Below are 17,555 nucleotides of genomic sequence, written 5' to 3' on the forward strand. Positions count from 1 at the left end.
CAGTAAAATCAGCCCACCACTCAATCCGACAAACTTGTACTTACTTTAGCAACACACAATCACCAAAAGCTTCACAAGCCTGTCAATAAAACACCAATCAACCGCGCTGAGCTTGCTATGGCTTTCAATCTCGGGACGAGCTTGTTATAACTCCCCTTCGATTGAACCTAAGCTGACTTCAGAGGTTTCTATGAACAAAGCACAACTTATCCAACGTATTGCCGCCGAGCTCAATGTATCGCAAGCGAGTACTAAACCTGTGGTTGAGCAGATACTGCAACAGATCCACGTTGCCTTGAGCGAAGGCGAGAAAATTTTCCTGCCACAATTTGGCACCTTTGAACTCAGATACCATGTCGCTAAAACGGGGCGTAATCCACAAACGGGCGAAGCCATAGAAATCGACGGTTACAATCAGCCCAGCTTTAAAGCCTCAACCGCATTGAAGCAGCAAATCAATAGCGGTGCTTAGCTTCAATGTGCAGGCACTATTTTGCGAGATTTTGCGAATATTAGTCAGCAGCCTTGATAGAAATGAGCCTCAACATAATTTGAGGCTCATTTTTTATCAAAAGAAAAATAACCGTTCCGCTTAGGGGAAAGTCTTAAACAATTAAGTAGTCGCTAAGTATTGCTCTCCTCACCTTGATAAAGTGGCGCAATATCGACATAGTCAGCAGCATTTTCAGCACTTGGATCCTCAAGAAATGGCACACAACCGAGGAAAGGTGCTGTCATCATCTCTTTAAGGCTCGTCAGATTCTCCTCAAACATACTCATGTTCGGATCGACACGATTAGCAACCCAGCCTGCAATCTTAAGCCCATCGGCCAATATCGCCTCTTGAGTCAGCAATGCATGATTTAAGCAGCCGAGTTTCATGCCAACCACGAGTATCACTGGCAGTTCTAATCTCTGTACGACTTCCGAAAGATACCTGCCATCACCTAAGGGTAAACGCCAGCCTCCCGCGCCTTCAATCAAGCAAAAATCCGCTTGAGCAAATGCCACTAAATCTAAACTTTCAATAATAGCTTCAGGCGCTAAACTCACGCCCACTTGGGCGGCGGCAATGTGCGGTGCAATCGCAGGTTCGAAGGAAAAAGGATTGATGAGTGGATAAGCCAGTTTTAATGATGATGACGTCATCAGCTGTAACGCATCGGCATTGCGCAATCCTTCAGAGGTTTGCGCGCAGCCCGAGGCGATGGGCTTAACACCTAAAGTCAACATAGTGTTGGCTGCAAGAATACTCACAGCAGAGTCAGCATTGGCTATGAGCCCTAAACGATTCACAGCGGTTAATAATGCCGCCGAAACCAAAGTCTTACCGCTATCGGTATCTGTACCTGTTACAAAATACATATTAGATCCTTATCTGTTGCTATGAGTTGTGCTTTGTTAAGCACACTCTCCATAAGCTAAATGTCCATATAGCTAACGATCTCTATACGTAATGTTAAAAATCCAACGTTTTCTAGATATTAGTGCTAATTGATAATGCCATGACTAAAGGCATAATATGTGAACTTTAAAACCTACGCCGAGCACGTATTTGAACTATCTGGTAGGTTAAAGGCAAACCTTGGGGTAAACGTAGCGATTCGGCTTTGGCCTGCATGTCCTGCCAATCTTGACGACCACGCAGCCGTGGAGTGAATTCTGAAGCACTCACTGTTGAACCTGAAACCCGAGTTGTTGAACTGGCGACATGTACAGAAGCCCCCACACCTTTAATTGAATAGAGTAGTGCCTTAAGAGTGTCAAAATACACTGTCATAGGGACGAGTCGCACTTCAAGTAATTGCCATGTATCGAGTTTAAATGCAGCTTTTAGCACCTCCAGCGTCGAAAAGTCATTCACTCTTAACCCTAATTCAGCTAATTGATTCAAACTCCCCTGCGCTACTAGGCTCAAATGACACTCGCCGTTCGGCTTAAGTACCCGCGCCATTTCGGCTACCGCAGCAGGAAAATCAGCACACCATTGCAGGGCTAGATTAGAGTAAATAACATCCATGCAGCCATTGGTAAAAGGTAAACACTGCGCATCGGCACATACGCCGAGATAATCGGGATAAGACTGTTTTAGCTTTTGTAGCATGCCAAGGGCAATATCCACGGCAAATACAGTTGTGGATGGATTTTGCGTAGAGAGATCTGCTGGTTGAGACACACTGTGGTACGCAGAAAAATCCGTGCCTGGGCCTGCCCCTATATCTAACAGATAACCTGCTGCCGAAAACTCACTGAGTAAACTGGCAGCGCTCAGGCGTTGTAATTGATTATGATCTTGGTAACTATGGGCCGCTGCGGAAAAACGTTCAGCAATTTGAGTTCCGTGCACATTGGACACAGTCCCCGCGAGAACGCCCCCATAAGAAGCGTCCACATCAAGCTTGCTCAGCTTAAGATCGCAAGCTATAAACTTGTTTGACTCATGAGCAGACTCACTACAGCTTAGATCACTAGACTTTATCAGGCTTGGCATTTTAACTAACACTCAACCATAAAAACTTAACATTCAATAAAATAACGCGATCTATAGGGTACATTTATCTGTACTCATCGGCAGATTCTCGTTCACTGACAAGCGGAATACCAACACGACTGAGCACTTGGGCTAATTGCTCAACACAAGCAGCAATATCTTCAGCGGTATGGGTCGCCGTTAAGGTAATGCGTAACCGCGCCGACCCTACAGGTACCGTCGGCGGGCGAATCGCCCCAACCCAAATGCCCGCAGCTCTTAACGCTTCGGCGACTTGCAGGGTTTGCTGCGCATCGCCAATGATCAACGGCTGAATTGCGGTATCCGAACCTAAAAGGGGCACGGCAGCATCGAGGCATAACTGTTTGAATAGCGAAATATTCTCAAGCAGTTTCTGCTGTAACTCAGGATGTGCAGTGCAGTACCGAGTCGCGGCTAACGCTAATGCGGCATTGGCGGGCGATAAGGCGGTCGAATAAATATATTCGCGGGCATTACTGACCAAAAAGTCGATCAGCGTCTGACTCCCCAAAACCGCTGCGCCTTGGCAACCTAATGCCTTACCAAAGGTCACCACTTGCACATCGATAAGCTTGGCGGCTTTATCTCTTGCATCACTATCTTGATAGCCATCGAGTACCGCAAAACCATGGGCATCATCAACAATCAACCAAGTATTTTGTTGACGACAAAGCGCCGATAACTGCACGATCGGCGCACAATCCCCGTCCATGCTAAACACGCTTTCTGTGATTAACGCCGATGCGTGATTTCGAGTCAGAAGCCGCTCAGCGCTCTCAAGCGAATTGTGTAAAAAACGTTTAAGCTGCGCGCCACTATCTTGTAAACCATCAATAATTGAGGCATGCACAAGTTTATCGGCAATCACAGTATCTTGCTGATCAAACAAGGTTTTCATTAACGCCGTATTAGCACTAAAGCCCGAGCAGAATAGTAATCCCGCTTCATGCCCCGTTAAGGCGCAGAGTTCACGTTCAAGTGTGACATGCGCATCACTGTACCCTGTCACTAAGGGCGATGCGCCGCTACCCACACCGTAGGTCTGCGCGCCAAGGTGCAGTGCTTCAACCAACTCAGGAACGCGGGATAAGCCTAAATAATCATTACTGCTAAAATTAACATAGGATCGCCCTTCGAACACAAAGCGCGGGCTCGAAGTGGGTGCGTTAACATCAAAGCTGTGATCAACACTCAGCATTTTACGTTGCCGTAATAAACCTTGCTCACGTAAGGCTTGCTGACGGTCGGCAATTTTCATCTCGAGCAGAGAACTCATCGATTTAGCCTCAAGAATGATTGTCTTAAAAATGCTTGCTTGAAAAATGGAGTGCGGCCAATAAAGCTATCGGCCGCAATCAAAATAGGCTGCAGCCAACAAGGTTTACAGGCTATTCGACCTGTTTGTCGGACAACATACACTCAGTGATATTACAAAGCACCCGCGTCATAGAATTGTGCCGATGACTTATCTTGATAGGCCGCCGCTTTTGCTAAAACAGCACTTTCTTCTTCCAGTTTTGCCGCGGCGCCCTGCTCTGGACGTAAGCCTAAACGTCGAAATAGCCCCATATCATCGCTTTCTTCTGGGTTTGGTGTGGTCAGCAATTTACAACCATAGAAAATCGAGTTAGCGCCAGCAAAGAAACACATGGCCTGCAACTCATCACTCATATTTTCGCGGCCTGCCGATAACCGCACGCGGGAAAGCGGCATTAAGATACGCGCTACGGCGATAGTACGCACAAATTCGAGTGGGTCGAGGTCGTCAAGCTTCTCAAACGGCGTGCCCGCCACTTTAACTAACATATTGATCGGCACTGAATCAGGATGCTGCGGTAAATTAGCCAGCTGTTGTAGTAAGCCTGCACGATCCGTCGCCTTTTCACCCATGCCGACAATCCCGCCCGAGCACACTTTCATGCCAGAAGCACGCACATGTGTCAGTGTATCTAAACGATTTTGATAGGTACGTGTCGTGATCACATCGCCGTAATATTCAGGCGAAGTATCTAAATTATGGTTGTAATAATCTAAGCCAGCACTGGCTAAATCGTTCGCTTGATCTTCAGACAGCATACCAAGCGTCATACAGGTTTCCATACCTAAGGCTTTAACTTCTTGCACCATTTGTTTAAGGTACGGCATGTCTTTTTCTTTTGGATTACGCCAAGCTGCGCCCATGCAGAAACGAGAGGCACCCGCGGCTTTAGCACTGCGTGCCTCGGTCAGCACAGTTTCCATTGCCAGCAAACGCTCTTTTTCTAGACCTGTGTCATAGCGAGCACTCTGCGGGCAATATTTACAATCCTCAGGGCAAGCACCAGTTTTAATCGATAATAAACGGCTAATTTGCACTTCATTAGGATCGTATACCTCACGGTGAATACTGTGTGCTTTAAATAATAAGTCATTCATCGGCAGCGCAAATAAGGCTTCGATTTCTTCCCGCTTCCAATCATGACGAACTTGCAACTGCGACATTGAACACCCTTTTTATTCTGTTTTTTATCTTGGCTAGGATAACCTCAGCCCTTAAACTGTCAACGCCAACCAGTGAACCAAGTTTACTAATGGCTACTTTATCACCCAAAAGTGAGCATTTATGCGCAATTTACTCGATTTTGACTTTGATAGCGCCCATATTTGGCATCCTTACACCTCAATGACCCGATCTCTTCCTGTTTTTGGTGTACACAGTGCCAAAGGCTGTGAATTGGAATTAGTTGATGGCCGCAAGTTGGTCGATGGCACTAGCTCGTGGTGGGCCTGTGTGCACGGCTATGCACATCCCGAGATATTAACCGCGATGGAAAAACAGTTGCATCAACTGAGCCATGTGATGTTTGGCGGTATCACCCATGAACCCGCCATTGAACTGTGCAAAAAACTTATCGCTATGACCTGCGAACCGCTGACAAAGGTCTTTTTGTGCGACTCTGGATCTATCTCAGTCGAAGTGGCAATTAAAATGGCGCTGCAATATTGGCAAGGTCAGAGTTGGCAAGGGCGAAGTGTACATGGAGAAGAGCGACCGCTAAAACAACGCATTCTTACCGTTAAGAAGGGTTACCACGGCGATACCTTTGCCGCGATGAGCGTATGCGATCCCGAAGGCGGCATGCACACTATGTTTGGCGATGCAGTAACCAAGCAATCATTTGTGCCCGCGCCACAAACCGCCTTTGGCGAAGCCTTACAAGCCGATGATTTAACCGCAATGCGCGACATATTAAGCATTAATCACCATGATATTGCCGCAGTGATTATAGAGCCGATAATGCAAGGCGCTGGCGGTATGCGTTTCTACAGCGCAGATTATTTAGCGGGTCTTCGTGCCCTATGTGATGAATTTGATGTCTTGCTGATCTTAGATGAGATTGCCACTGGCTTTGGTCGAACAGGTAAGCTTTTTGCCTATGAACACGCCCATATTACCCCTGATATCTTATGTTTAGGCAAAGCGCTGACTGGCGGTTATATCAGCCTAGCGGCAACGCTATGTACCGATAAAGTTGCCCAAGGCATAAGCCAATCTCCCGCAGGCGTGTTTATGCATGGCCCTACTTTTATGGGTAACCCGCTAGCCTGCGCCGCGGCGTGTGCAAGCTTAGACATAATTAACCGTAATGAATGGCAAGCGCAAGTGGCTGCTATCGAGCAGCAAATGCGCTTAGAACTTAAGGATGCGATTGATTTGCCGAGCGTAAAAGATTTGCGAGTGCTCGGCGCTGTCGGCGTGTTAGAGATGCACGAACCCGTCAATACCGCTGAGTTACAGCAACAATTTGTTGATTTAGGCGTCTGGGTGCGTCCCTTCGCCAACCTTATCTATATCATGCCGCCCTATATCATTAGCTCAGCACAATTAAGCCAACTCACCAGTGCGATGAAGCAAGTCGCAGCAGGTATTAGCGCGGTATCAAAAAGTCTTGAGCCGCAGCTTATCAGCCACGGTTGATGCTTTAACACTTGACCATCTTTTAGCTTAACGCTCTTTCAACTCAATAAGCCTTTAACGTCGAATAAACGAACCCCTGCGCACTGTGCGCTAGGGGTTCGAACTGCTTGGCTTATATCAGACTCAGCAGCCCTTCCCTTGTTCGAATCTCACATTCTCTTGATAGATAAACGCGCTAAGGTTGCAATTGCAATATTGCTCACAATTTCCATTAAAACTCTGTAATTTAGTGCATTTATTTAATCCACCAACTGGAAATTTTATCAAAGCCAACGATGCTTATATCACTCACTTTACACAACATATCTTTCGCCAAAAGCTGACAACAACTTGAGCAGAGGGAATGGCTTAAATAGCTACACAAAGAAAAGGAGATCATATGTTCAAACTCGCTGACATCCCCGTTAATCGAAAACTCGCACTACAGCTCATTATCGCCCTCGCAGGTGCCTTAATTTTACTCACTATTTCCGTCACAGCCCTAAAGCACAACCTGATGGCAGAGCGTGAAGCACGACTTAATGCCGTATTGTCCCTCGCCAGCACCCGTATCCAAGCGTTGTCGCAATCGCTCCCCCTAGAGCAAGCACAGCAAGCCGCTAAAGACATGTTGAACGACATGCGTTTTGATGGTGATAACTACTTGTTTGTGATTGATGAATCGAGGCACGTTATCGTTCATCCCATCAAAAAAGAACTGGTTGGCCAACAAATGGGTAATCGAGGCGAAGAGAATTATTGGTTCGAAATGGTCGAACTCGGCCGTGATGGCAAACAAGGATTAGTCGAATACCGCTGGACGACGGCGAATGGCAAATCAGCGCAAAAAATCTCACTTGTCATGGGATTTAAACCTTGGGGCTGGATCTTAGGCTCAGGTATGTTACTCCAAGATATCGAAGCCACCATTTGGAATGAATACCTCACCATGGGAGGCATTACATTTTTCATTATTGTGCTTATGGCTTGGCTAGGTTATGCCATTAGCCGCTCTATTACTCAGCCATTGGATGATGTGAATCTGGCTATGCTCGCCATCACAAAAGGTGATTTAACGACTCAGCTAAAAATCTATGGTAAAGATGAACTTGGCATCTTAGCCCACAATATAAACCAAAGCATAGACTCCATTCGTAGCACTTTACTTCAAGCAAGTCATAGCGCTGACAATGTTGCACAGGCCTCGGCTCGTATCGCCTCAACTGCAGAGGAAACCAATCAAGCGGTAAATAATCAGCGGGATCAACTCGCCCAACTTGCCACCGCCATGAATGAAATGAGCGCCACTATCGCCGATGTCGCGAATAATGCGGAGAGCACAGCCAAAGATACCAAAGAAGCCACTTGGGAAGCTGGCCTTGGCGACCAAGATGTTCACGCCAGCGTAGATGGTATTCATGCTCTTGCCAAAGAAGTGGAGCAAGCGACGGATCAAGTAAATATGCTTAAAGAGGAAGTCATGCAGATCAGCGAGGTCACCTCAGTGATCAGCGCGATTTCAGACCAAACCAACTTGCTGGCACTGAATGCGGCCATTGAAGCCGCCCGCGCTGGCGAGCAAGGGCGAGGATTCGCTGTAGTCGCCGATGAAGTGAGGCAACTTGCCAGTCGCACTAGGCAATCGACCGAAGAAATTCAAAACACGATTTCATTATTGCAACAACGGGCCGTGAGCGCCGCTAAGGCAATGGATGCAAGCCGTGCACTGGCAGAAAACAGTGTGAGTCAATCGGCAAAAGCGGGGAAAGATTTATCGCTTATTGTTGCTCATATAAAACATGTGAGTGACATGGCAACCCATATCGCCACCGCCGCAGAAGAACAAAGTGTGGTCGCAGAAGACATGAACAGAAACGTGTGCGGGATTAATAACTCAGCGCTCGAAGTCTCTGAATCGGCAACTTATTTGGCTCAAGAAAGTGAAAGTTTGGCCGAATTATCACTGAATTTAAACAATAAACTGGCCGTATTCAAACTCTAGTCATGTATTTAGTTACACCCACAAACCTGTGTCAAACCGTTTAGCCAAGATAAGCCGCATAAAAAATTACGCGATTATCTTGGCATTTCGTTAAACGTGCAGACGTCACTAAACTCATGTTACCTAGCACGTATACCAAGCTTATTTTACCAAGCTAGAAATCAAGGCACGTAGCGCGGCAGGTTTTATCATTTTCGCCATATAGTGATAGCCGCGGCGTTGCACATCTTCCACCAACTCTTTGCGGGTATTAGCGGTGATCAAAATACCGGGTAAATCTTGTCCATAAAGCGCGCGAATACCGTCCATCGCATCGACGCCATTTTGGCCATCATCTAAATGGTAATCCGCGAGCACAATATCAGGCGCGACGCCTTTCAGTCCTAGTTTAATGCGTGCATCGGATAAATCTTTTGCACAGATAACCTCACACTGCCAGCGGCTTAATAAGCTTTCTAATCCAGCTAAAATGGCCTCTTCGTTGTCGATACACAACACTTTGATACCCGATAACGGCTGCAGCAGCGACGGTAACGCTTTCACTTGTGGCTGACGCACAGTTTCTCCAAGCGGAACACAAATGGAGAAGACCGAGCCGCGCCCTAAATGGGACGAAACCTGAATACCGTGTTCTAACACTTTACTGATGCGATCAGCAATCGCCAGACCTAAGCCCAAGCCGCTAACATTGTTGCTCTTAGGATTATTCAACCGCTTAAATTCTTTGAAAATTTCTTGAGTTTCTTTTTCATCAATACCACAACCCGTATCTAACACTTGGATTTCAAGGTAATGACCTCGATGACGGCAACCAAATAACACTCTGCCACCGCGAGCATAACGGTAGGCATTGGTTAAAAAGTTTTGTAATACTCTGCGCAGTAACGAAGGATCAGAATTAACGGTTGCGCTGCATGGGACCATCTTAAAACGAATTTGGTTATCCGCTGCCATCGCCTCAAATTCCACCGATAACCCATTGATAAGTTCTGAAATCGCAAAGTCACGGCGATTAACATCCACCATACCTGAGTCGAGTTTAGAAATATCCAATAGGTCGGTGAGCAATTCGCCGGCAATTTTTAGCGAGCTATTCACATGGGATAAGGTGGTTCTGGCCTCACGATCTAGATTGGGATACTGAGATAACGACGCAGTGAACAATCGCGCAGCATTAAGTGGCTGCATTAAATCATGGCCGACGGCGGCCAAGAAGCGACTCTTAGAAGCGTTAGCGATTTCTTCCTGCGCTTTAGCCTCCAGTAACTCACTGTTTAACATAGCCAATTCATAGGTACGTTCGTTAACACGGCTCTCTAAGGTTTCATTGGCCTCAAGCAGCGCGCGCTCCTGTTCGCGATACTGAGTAATGTCGGTAAAGGTCATCACAAAGCCGCCATCTGGCATAGGATTTCCCTGAATTTTTATCACTTTACCGTCCCTGCGATGGCGCTCAGAAGTGTGCGGCGTGCCATTACGCATGTGCTGCACCCGCTGCTCAACCTGCTGTTCTATTTCACCTTCACCACAATAACCCCGCGCCGCATTAAAGCGGATCACTTCACTGATCGGCATGCCCTGCTGCAAAAATCCATCGGGATATTGATACAGCTCCACATATTTGTAATTCCATGCCACAAGATTGAGATCGTTATCGATAACACTCATGCCTTCATAGGCATGCTCAATCGCGCCGCGCAACATGTCTTGACTGAGCATGATTTTCGATGAAGCTTCATCGACCAGACTAAAGACTTCATCCAGCGCTAAATCGCGCCCTTGCAGCACGGAATCCATCACTAGCGCTGCGCTTGAAGCGCCAAGCACCCCCGCCAATAAACGTTCAGTGTGGGAAATCAGCTCAGGCGGCGCCGCTTTATGCCAACTATCACTTTTTACCGCATCAATCGAGAAACGGCTAAAACTCTCGTAGGCGCGTGTTGGGCTAACGAAGCGACTCGCCAGTATCAGTAAATCTTGCTGTGAAATCGGACCATTTTTCTTATTGGCACTGTTTTTCAATTTGCCAGGGCTCACAAAAGCACTGGCCTGAATACGCTCAGCCACACCGGCTCTAAACCAAATAGAACCCAAAATATAACAGGCGATATTGGCAAAAAGAGCCGTCAGCGCATCACGCACATTGGGCGTTATCGCATCTAGCAGGCCTTTCTCGCTCGCGACACTAGACAAGAACGCCGATGAACTTTGCACATCGGTCATGCCCTGCAACATGATATAGAACCACAGCGTAAAGCCCACGCCGAGCCCTAAAAATACCCCAGCACGATTGCCGTGTTTCCAATAGAGTCCACCGACTAAAGCTGGCGCGAGTTGGGCAAAAGCTCCAAAAGACAACATGCCTAAATGGGACAAGGAATCACTGTCTGATAATGCCAAATAGCTGCCATAGCCTAAGCCAAGAATAATCACGATCGCCAAGCGGCGGGCATTAAGTAACAGGTGCGAGAACTGACTGAAGTTTTTCTCGCGGATATAACCCGTGCGCAGCATCACTGGCACCAGCCATTCGTTACTTACCATCACACTGATAGTCACTACAGCAACAATGACCATACCCGTTGCCGCAGATAAGGTGCCCAGCAAAGCAATAACAGCCAACAAGGGTTGATCTAACGCCAGCGGTAAATTAATCACATAGGTATCGGCCGACACGGAGTCTCCGAGGATGAGCTTCCCCGCCAAGGCGAGCGGTCCAACGAATAAACCGAAAAGTGCTAAATAAATGGGAAACAGCCAACGCCCTTTTGACAATACGGACTCATCAGCGCATTCCACCACCATTACATGGAACTGCCTTGGCATACATAAAAAGGCCGCCATTCCGACGAGTAACTCAGGCATTAAAGCTTCAATACGTGGATTGGGATAATTAATTAGTGACTGCGCACTGGCCTGCTGCCAAATATCCCCAAAACCATCGAACACTCCGAAACTGATGACGATGCCGACCAACAAAAATGCGGCAAGTTTCACCAGAGACTCAAAGGCAATCGCGAGCATCATGCCGGGATTATGCTCGGTCGCATCGAGTTTGCGAGTACCAAATAAAATGGCAAATATGGCTAACAGCGAAGTGATCAGTAACGGAATCGTCACGCCATCGAGGGGATCGTCAGCAGGTTGAAACAAATTAAGACTGAACACCATCGCCTTAAGCTGTAGGGCGATATAGGGCATGATACCAAACAAGGCGATTAAGGTGACTAAAGCCGCTAAAGTTTGAGACTTACCATAACGGGCGGCAATAAAGTCGGCCACGGAAGTGATATTTTGCGCCTTAGACACTAATACCATCTTGCGTAACATGCCAAAACCTAAAGTAAAAATCAGAATAGGGCCGATAAAAATCGGTAAGAAAGACCAAAAATCCTTAGCCGATTGCCCAACTGTGCCTAAAAAACTCCACGAGGAGCAATAAACCGCTAAGCTCAGACCATAGATAACGACCTGAAGCTTTTTAGTGATCTGAGTAAACCAACGCTCCGCCCCCCAAGCCAATAGGAATAAAAGCGAGACATAACAGACGGCAATAACAGCAACGACTAAGGTTAAATTCATACTTTGCTCTTTTTTCTGATTATTGTGCGATAAAACCTGTCTAAAATCTAGCCGGATTTTTAATGCAACAGACTAAATATAAAGGAAAATTTAACACTAGACCAAGGTCTAATGGAGTTGCCGCCCCCTTGCATACCATACTCAGTCCACGCAATTTTTCAAAAGGGAAGCCCTATGAGCTCGCAGTCTCTCTACAAAGTCTCCGGCAATATCGCTGCCAATGCACTTGTAAACAACGATAAATATAAAACAATGTACCAAGAGTCGATTGTCAATCCTGAAGGTTTCTGGAGAGAACACGGCAAGCGTATTGATTGGATAAAACCCTATACCAAAATTAAAAAAACCTCTTTTGATGACCATAATTTATCGATCAATTGGTTTTACGATGGCACCCTGAATGCTTCAGCCAACTGTTTAGACCGTCATTTAGCCGAGCACAGTGATCGCGTGGCGATTATTTGGGAAGGCGATAACGCCAGCGAACAACGCAAAATCACCTACGGTGAATTACATGCAGATGTGTGTAAGTTTGCCAACGCACTGCGCAGCCAAGGCGTGCGCCGCGGGGATATAGTCACAATTTACATGCCTATGGTGCCAGAAGCCGCAGTCGCTATGCTTGCCTGTGCCCGTATCGGCGCTGTGCACTCTGTGGTCTTCGGTGGTTTCTCACCGGATTCAATCGCCTCTCGCGTGATTGACGGTAAATCCAAAGTCATTATTACCTCCGATGAAGGTATGCGCGGTGGTCGTGCTATCCCATTGAAGCGCAACATAGATGATGCCTTAAAGCATCCTGATGTCACTACTATTGAAAAAGTCATAGTGCTGAAGCGTACTGGCGGCAAAGTGGATTGGGTAGAAAGCCGTGATGTGTGGTGGCATTCACTGATGGAAACCGCATCTGAGCACTGCCAACCAGAAGAAATGGACGCCGAAGCACCGTTATTCTTGCTTTATACCTCAGGTTCAACCGGTAATCCCAAGGGCGTATTGCACACCACTGGCGGCTACATGGTTTATGCGTCTATGACCCATGAATATGTGTTCGACTACAAAGCGGGTGAAGTGTACTGGTGTACCGCGGATGTGGGTTGGATCACTGGCCACTCTTACATGGTTTACGGCCCGCTCGCCAATGGTGCGACTGTGCTTATCCATGAAGGTGTGCCGAATCATCCAAGTCCTGCCCGTTTAGGCGAAATGATTGACCGCCATAAAGTGAACATTCTATATACAGCGCCAACCTTAATTCGCGCGCTGATGGCCGAAGGTAAGCAACACTTCGATAAGTTCGATGGTAGCAGCTTGAGGATCATGGGCTCGGTAGGTGAACCTATCAACCCAGAAGCATGGCGTTGGTACCATGAGGTGATAGGTCATGAGCATTGCCCTATCGTCGATACTTGGTGGCAAACTGAAACCGGCGGCATTTTGATCACCCCACTGCCAGGCGCGACCGACACTAAACCAGGCTCAGCTACCCGTCCGTTCTTTGGCGTTCAACCCGCCTTAGTTGATAACATGGGGAATATTTTAGAAGGTGAGAACGAAGGTAACTTAGTGTTACTCGATTCTTGGCCGGGCCAAATGCGTACTGTGTATGGCGACCACGAACGATTTGTACTAACCTACTTTAAAACCTTCCGCGGCATGTATTTTACCGGTGACGGTGCACGCCGTGATGAAGATGGCTACTACTGGATCACTGGCCGCGTCGATGACGTGATCAACGTGTCCGGCCACAGATTAGGTACAGCAGAGGTTGAAAGTGCGCTGGTATCACACGAACTGGTTGCCGAGGCTGCAGTAGTTGGCTACCCACATGATATTAAAGGCCAAGGTATTTATGCGTATGTCACGCTAACCCGCGGCACTGAAGAAACCGAAGAGCTACGTCAAGAGCTGCGTCAATGGGTCCGTAAAGAAATTGGTGCGCTGGCAACCCCAGATCTCATCCAATGGGCGACGGGCTTACCTAAGACACGTTCAGGCAAGATTATGCGCCGCTTCCTGCGTAAGATTGCCGCTAACGAAGTGACAAACTTAGGGGATGCATCAACCTTGGCCGATCCAGCGGTGATCGAGACCTTGATTGAATCACGCTTAAATCGTACTGAGTAATATCCGAGTCACGAATAACGTCCACAACGCTTAGTCTATGCCCAATAGGCTAAGCGTAACCTGAACCTCCCTTTTTAAACCTCAGGTTAAAAGTGAACCCTGTTGAGAGAGTGTGTGTGATTGCTCCTTTCTCTAGCTTGCCCCTCCAACCAGGGGCATTTTTTTTGCCTGTTATGTTAAGCTTGCGACCTCACTTTTATTCAGCATAGATTTTTTATCAGCGTGTCAGTCAAACTCAGAGACTATCAACAACAAGCGGTTAATGCCGCCATCGCCCATTTTAGGCAAAGCCAAGCTTCCGCCGTACTTGTATTGCCCACAGGCGCGGGCAAAAGCATAGTGATCGCCGAACTGGCACGCATCGCCAAAGGTAGAGTCTTAGTGCTCACCCATGTGAAAGAATTAGTTGCTCAAAATGCCGAGAAAGTCGGCCTCCTCACAGCACAAGCCAGTATCTATGCGGCGGGACTCAATCAAAAAGCCACCGACGGAAAAACCGTCGTTGCCAGTATTCAATCGGCAGCGCGGGGATTAACGCAGTTCGATCAGCCGTTCTCGTTAGTCATTATTGATGAATGCCACAGAGTCAGCCTAGAAAAAACCAGCCAATATCAGCAAGTACTCAACCATTTACGCACTAAAAATCCCCAATTGAGATTGCTCGGTCTCACCGCCACGCCCTATCGCCTTGGCACTGGCTGGATTTATCAGCAACACTATCACGGCAAAGTGGGGTCTCCCGAACATGCCGTATTCGAACATTGTGTGTTCGAGCTACCCATCAGGCCGCTCATTAAGCAAGGTTACCTCACAGCGCCAACACTGTTTGATGGCCTAAGTGCCCAGTACGACTTCAGCCAACTTAAAACAAACGAGAATGGCGAATATGCCGAAGCCGAGGTTAACGATTTACTGGGACATTACGGCCGCGCGACCACAGCGATTGTGAAACAGCTCATTGAACTGAGCCAACATAGGAAAGGCATTATCATTTTTGCGGCAACGGTACGCCACGCCAATGAGATTTTTGGCATACTCAACCAAGCTCACGCTGCACAAAGTGCCATTATCACAGCACAAACGCACGACAATGAACGTGACGCGACGATTGAACGCTTTAAAGCCCAAGAGCTTAAGTTTTTAGTCAACGTTGCTGTGTTGACGACAGGCTTCGACGCGCCCCATGTGGATTTGATTGCAATTTTGCGCCCTACCGCCTCAGTCAGTCTATTTCAACAAATGATCGGCCGTGGATTGCGAATCGCTGAAGGCAAAAAAGATTGTCTTATCATCGACTATGCAGCCAATGGTTATGACTTGTATTTCCCTGAGGTCGGCCAAGCTAAACCCAACAGTAAATCGGTACCCGTGCAAGTACATTGCCCAGTATGCGATTTTGCCAATATATTCTGGGGACTCACAGACGACGATGGCGACATTATCGAACACTTTGGTCGCCGCTGTCAGGGCATAGTCGAACAGCAAGGTAAAAAGCTGCAGTGCGACTTTCGATTTAGATCTAAATCTTGCCCTGATTGCGGTGAAGAGAATGATATCGCCGCGCGCATTTGCCAGCACTGCCAATCGACCCTCATCGATCCCGATAAACGCCTACGCCAAGTGCTCAGCCAGCAGCACCATCATTTATTCCGCTGCCAGCATATGAGCCTCATCGACGATGACGGTAATCTGAAAGTGCAGTACCTCGATATCGACGGTAATGAATTCAATCGCCGCTTTAAATTACAAACGCCGGCCCAGTGGCGAGCCCTATATGCCTTATTCATCTTTCCCCATAGCCGAACACCGGGATTAAAACCGAAAAAGTACACTAAGGTGACAGAGTTAATCAGCGATGCGGATAAATTCCGCATGCCCGATCTCTTGCTGCTGAAGAAACATAAAAAAGGCTGGGATCTGCTCGAAAGCTATTTTGATTACCAAGGTCGCTATCAAACTGAAAATAAACGCGGCTGACATTATCAATTCACTTAGGCCTATGGTATAAAACGACTAAAGTAATCCTAAGGAGCTATTATGTTCGTTGTTATTTTTGGCCGTCCAGGCTGTCCTTATTGCGTTCGTGCTGTGCAATTATCTGAGCAACTCGTTGAAAAACGTGGTGACTTTAAGTTCAGATATGTCGATATCCACGCTGAAGGCATCTCTAAAGCAGATTTAGAGAAAACTGTCGGTAAGCCAGTTGAAACCGTACCGCAGATTTTTGTCGATGAAAAACACGTCGGTGGCTGCACAGATTTCGAACAATATGTTCGCGAAAACAATCTGTTAGATTAAACGCTATAGATATGTGATCCGCTTAATGCAAAAGGAGACCTAAGGTCTCCTTTTTAGTCTTTATCACAACCAAGTGGGATTAGAGCTTTCCATAAATAGTGCTCGGTACATAAACTGCCTAGACCCCCCAGAATTATACGCACCATTGTCATCATCACTGCACATAATGTCAGCTTTAATATAATCGCCAAACTCAAGATACATTTCTTTTTAAAGATGCCGCATTAGTCGAACTTGCTAATGCCAATAATTATGTTAGAAAAATATTTGCAGTGGAATAAGTAAAACGAAGGTATTAAATTCGGTACTCAGTATTGGAGTTTAACGTGGGACATTCAGGGAGAAATTCGAGAGAGATACAACTGAAGAAAGTAAGTGGTGGGTCGTGAAGGATTCGAACCTTCGACCAATTGGTTAAAAGCCAACTGCTCTACCGACTGAGCTAACGACCCATCGAGGCATAACGCTGATTTATGCACTTTCAGTAAAGTGGTGGGTCGTGAAGGATTCGAACCTTCGACCAATTGGTTAAAAGCCAACTGCTCTACCGACTGAGCTAACGACCCATCTAGGTATTACGATAAAAATGTTCACTTATTTTGGCATCAACAATGCGAATAATAGGTGGTGGGTCGTGAAGGATTCGAACCTTCGACCAATTGGTTAAAAGCCAACTGCTCTACCGACTGAGCTAACGACCCATCTAAGTATTGCTATAAAACGATTCACTTATTGTGGCATTCATAATGCTGATAATAAGTGGTGGGTCGTGAAGGATTCGAACCTTCGACCAATTGGTTAAAAGCCAACTGCTCTACCGACTGAGCTAACGACCCATCTGGTGTTGTGCTGATTTATGCACTTTCAGTAAAGTGGTGTGTCATTAAGGATTAGAACCATTCGACTGATTGGTTAAAAGCCAACTGCCCTGGCTTTATAAAAAAGCGACTGAGCTAACGACCCATCTGGTGTTGCGCTGATTTATACACTTTCAGTAAAGTGGTGTGTCATTAAGGATTAGAACCATTCGACTGATTGGTTAAAAGCCAACTGCCCTGGCTTTATAAAAAAGCGACTGAGCTAACGACCCATCTGGT

The 17,555-nt window shown here is 46.9% G+C and carries 11 protein-coding genes and 6 tRNA genes; 6 read left to right on the forward strand and 11 right to left on the reverse strand.

Going from position 1 to position 17,555, the window contains the following annotated elements:
• Positions 1-172: 172 nt before the first annotated feature.
• Positions 173-472: an HU family DNA-binding protein gene (locus KO537_RS02210; protein WP_276572359.1), complete on the forward strand. Its 300-nt coding sequence runs from the start codon at positions 173-175 to the stop codon at positions 470-472.
• A 152-nt stretch (positions 473-624) separates the two neighbouring features.
• Here the strand turns inward: KO537_RS02210 and bioD are convergent, their stop codons facing one another.
• The 4 genes from bioD to bioB all read right to left on the reverse strand — a co-directional run bounded on the left by bioD (position 625) and on the right by bioB (position 4,993).
• Entirely contained in the window at positions 625-1,365 is a 741-nt protein-coding gene (gene bioD, locus KO537_RS02215; protein ID WP_105252838.1) for a dethiobiotin synthase, read from the reverse strand.
• Positions 1,366-1,531: 166 nt separating this feature from the next.
• Complete coding sequence (locus tag KO537_RS02220) at positions 1,532-2,491, reverse strand: methyltransferase domain-containing protein (RefSeq protein WP_173245417.1); 960 nt, start codon at positions 2,489-2,491, stop codon at positions 1,532-1,534.
• Between the two features lie 64 nt (positions 2,492-2,555).
• Complete coding sequence (locus KO537_RS02225) at positions 2,556-3,788, reverse strand: 8-amino-7-oxononanoate synthase (protein ID WP_219233754.1); 1,233 nt, start codon at positions 3,786-3,788, stop codon at positions 2,556-2,558.
• Positions 3,789-3,940: 152 nt separating this feature from the next.
• Positions 3,941-4,993, reverse strand: a complete 1,053-nt coding sequence (gene bioB, locus KO537_RS02230; protein WP_028760338.1) for a biotin synthase BioB — start codon at positions 4,991-4,993, stop codon at positions 3,941-3,943.
• Positions 4,994-5,114: 121 nt separating this feature from the next.
• On the opposite strand from bioB, the gene bioA reads away from it, so the two are divergent.
• Together bioA and KO537_RS02240 are read left to right on the forward strand one after the other, a co-directional pair.
• A complete protein-coding gene (bioA, locus tag KO537_RS02235) occupies positions 5,115-6,470 on the forward strand; it encodes an adenosylmethionine--8-amino-7-oxononanoate transaminase (protein ID WP_219233755.1) in 1,356 nt (451 codons plus the stop codon).
• Positions 6,471-6,849: 379 nt separating this feature from the next.
• Positions 6,850-8,451, forward strand: coding sequence for a methyl-accepting chemotaxis protein (locus KO537_RS02240; RefSeq protein WP_219233756.1), 1,602 nt, complete (start codon positions 6,850-6,852; stop codon positions 8,449-8,451).
• A 141-nt stretch (positions 8,452-8,592) separates the two neighbouring features.
• On the opposite strand, the gene KO537_RS02245 is transcribed toward KO537_RS02240, so the two are convergent.
• Positions 8,593-12,033 carry a PAS domain-containing hybrid sensor histidine kinase/response regulator gene (locus KO537_RS02245; protein ID WP_219233757.1) on the reverse strand — a complete coding sequence of 1,147 codons (3,441 nt, stop codon included), beginning with the start codon at positions 12,031-12,033 and terminating at the stop codon, positions 8,593-8,595.
• 174 nt (positions 12,034-12,207) lie between these two features.
• On the opposite strand from KO537_RS02245, the gene acs reads away from it, so the two are divergent.
• The 3 genes from acs (at position 12,208) to KO537_RS02260 (ending at position 16,458) form a co-directional block, all read left to right on the forward strand.
• Positions 12,208-14,160 (forward strand): acetate--CoA ligase, encoded by a 1,953-nt coding sequence (gene acs, locus KO537_RS02250; RefSeq protein WP_219233758.1) that lies wholly within the window; start codon positions 12,208-12,210, stop codon positions 14,158-14,160.
• 222 nt (positions 14,161-14,382) lie between these two features.
• Complete coding sequence (locus KO537_RS02255) at positions 14,383-16,137, forward strand: DEAD/DEAH box helicase (protein WP_219233759.1); 1,755 nt, start codon at positions 14,383-14,385, stop codon at positions 16,135-16,137.
• Between the two features lie 60 nt (positions 16,138-16,197).
• Positions 16,198-16,458, forward strand: a complete 261-nt coding sequence (locus KO537_RS02260) for a GrxA family glutaredoxin (protein WP_219233760.1) — start codon at positions 16,198-16,200, stop codon at positions 16,456-16,458.
• 376 nt (positions 16,459-16,834) lie between these two features.
• Here the strand turns inward: KO537_RS02260 and KO537_RS02265 are convergent.
• From KO537_RS02265 to KO537_RS02290, 6 genes are all read right to left on the reverse strand, one after another.
• A tRNA-Lys gene (locus KO537_RS02265) sits at positions 16,835-16,910 on the reverse strand.
• A 38-nt stretch (positions 16,911-16,948) separates the two neighbouring features.
• Positions 16,949-17,024, reverse strand: a tRNA-Lys gene (locus tag KO537_RS02270).
• A gap of 59 nt (positions 17,025-17,083) precedes the next feature.
• Positions 17,084-17,159, reverse strand: a tRNA-Lys gene (locus KO537_RS02275).
• A gap of 59 nt (positions 17,160-17,218) precedes the next feature.
• Positions 17,219-17,294: transfer RNA gene (locus tag KO537_RS02280), tRNA-Lys, on the reverse strand.
• Positions 17,295-17,331: 37 nt separating this feature from the next.
• Positions 17,332-17,421: transfer RNA gene (locus KO537_RS02285), tRNA-Lys, on the reverse strand.
• Positions 17,422-17,458: 37 nt separating this feature from the next.
• A tRNA-Lys gene (locus KO537_RS02290) sits at positions 17,459-17,548 on the reverse strand.
• Between the last annotated feature and the right edge of the window lie 7 nt (positions 17,549-17,555).

The sequence above is a fragment of the Shewanella sp. NKUCC01_JLK genome (assembly GCF_019345615.1).
Taxonomy (GTDB): Bacteria; Pseudomonadota; Gammaproteobacteria; order Enterobacterales; family Shewanellaceae; genus Shewanella; species Shewanella oncorhynchi.

What these genes read in the sequence shown, in the direction of transcription:
- bioB (WP_028760338.1), bottom strand. Translation starts at nt 4,993, where the DNA reads ATGTCGCAGTTGCAAGTTCGTCATGATTGGAAGCGGGAAGAAATCGAA.
- KO537_RS02260 (WP_219233760.1), top strand. Translation starts at nt 16,198, where the DNA reads ATGTTCGTTGTTATTTTTGGCCGTCCAGGCTGTCCTTATTGCGTTCGT.
- KO537_RS02220 (WP_173245417.1), bottom strand. Translation starts at nt 2,491, where the DNA reads ATGCCAAGCCTGATAAAGTCTAGTGATCTAAGCTGTAGTGAGTCTGCT.
- KO537_RS02240 (WP_219233756.1), top strand. Translation starts at nt 6,850, where the DNA reads ATGTTCAAACTCGCTGACATCCCCGTTAATCGAAAACTCGCACTACAG.
- bioD (WP_105252838.1), bottom strand. Translation starts at nt 1,365, where the DNA reads ATGTATTTTGTAACAGGTACAGATACCGATAGCGGTAAGACTTTGGTT.
- KO537_RS02225 (WP_219233754.1), bottom strand. Translation starts at nt 3,788, where the DNA reads ATGAGTTCTCTGCTCGAGATGAAAATTGCCGACCGTCAGCAAGCCTTA.
- KO537_RS02245 (WP_219233757.1), bottom strand. Translation starts at nt 12,033, where the DNA reads ATGAATTTAACCTTAGTCGTTGCTGTTATTGCCGTCTGTTATGTCTCG.
- acs (WP_219233758.1), top strand. Translation starts at nt 12,208, where the DNA reads ATGAGCTCGCAGTCTCTCTACAAAGTCTCCGGCAATATCGCTGCCAAT.
- bioA (WP_219233755.1), top strand. Translation starts at nt 5,115, where the DNA reads ATGCGCAATTTACTCGATTTTGACTTTGATAGCGCCCATATTTGGCAT.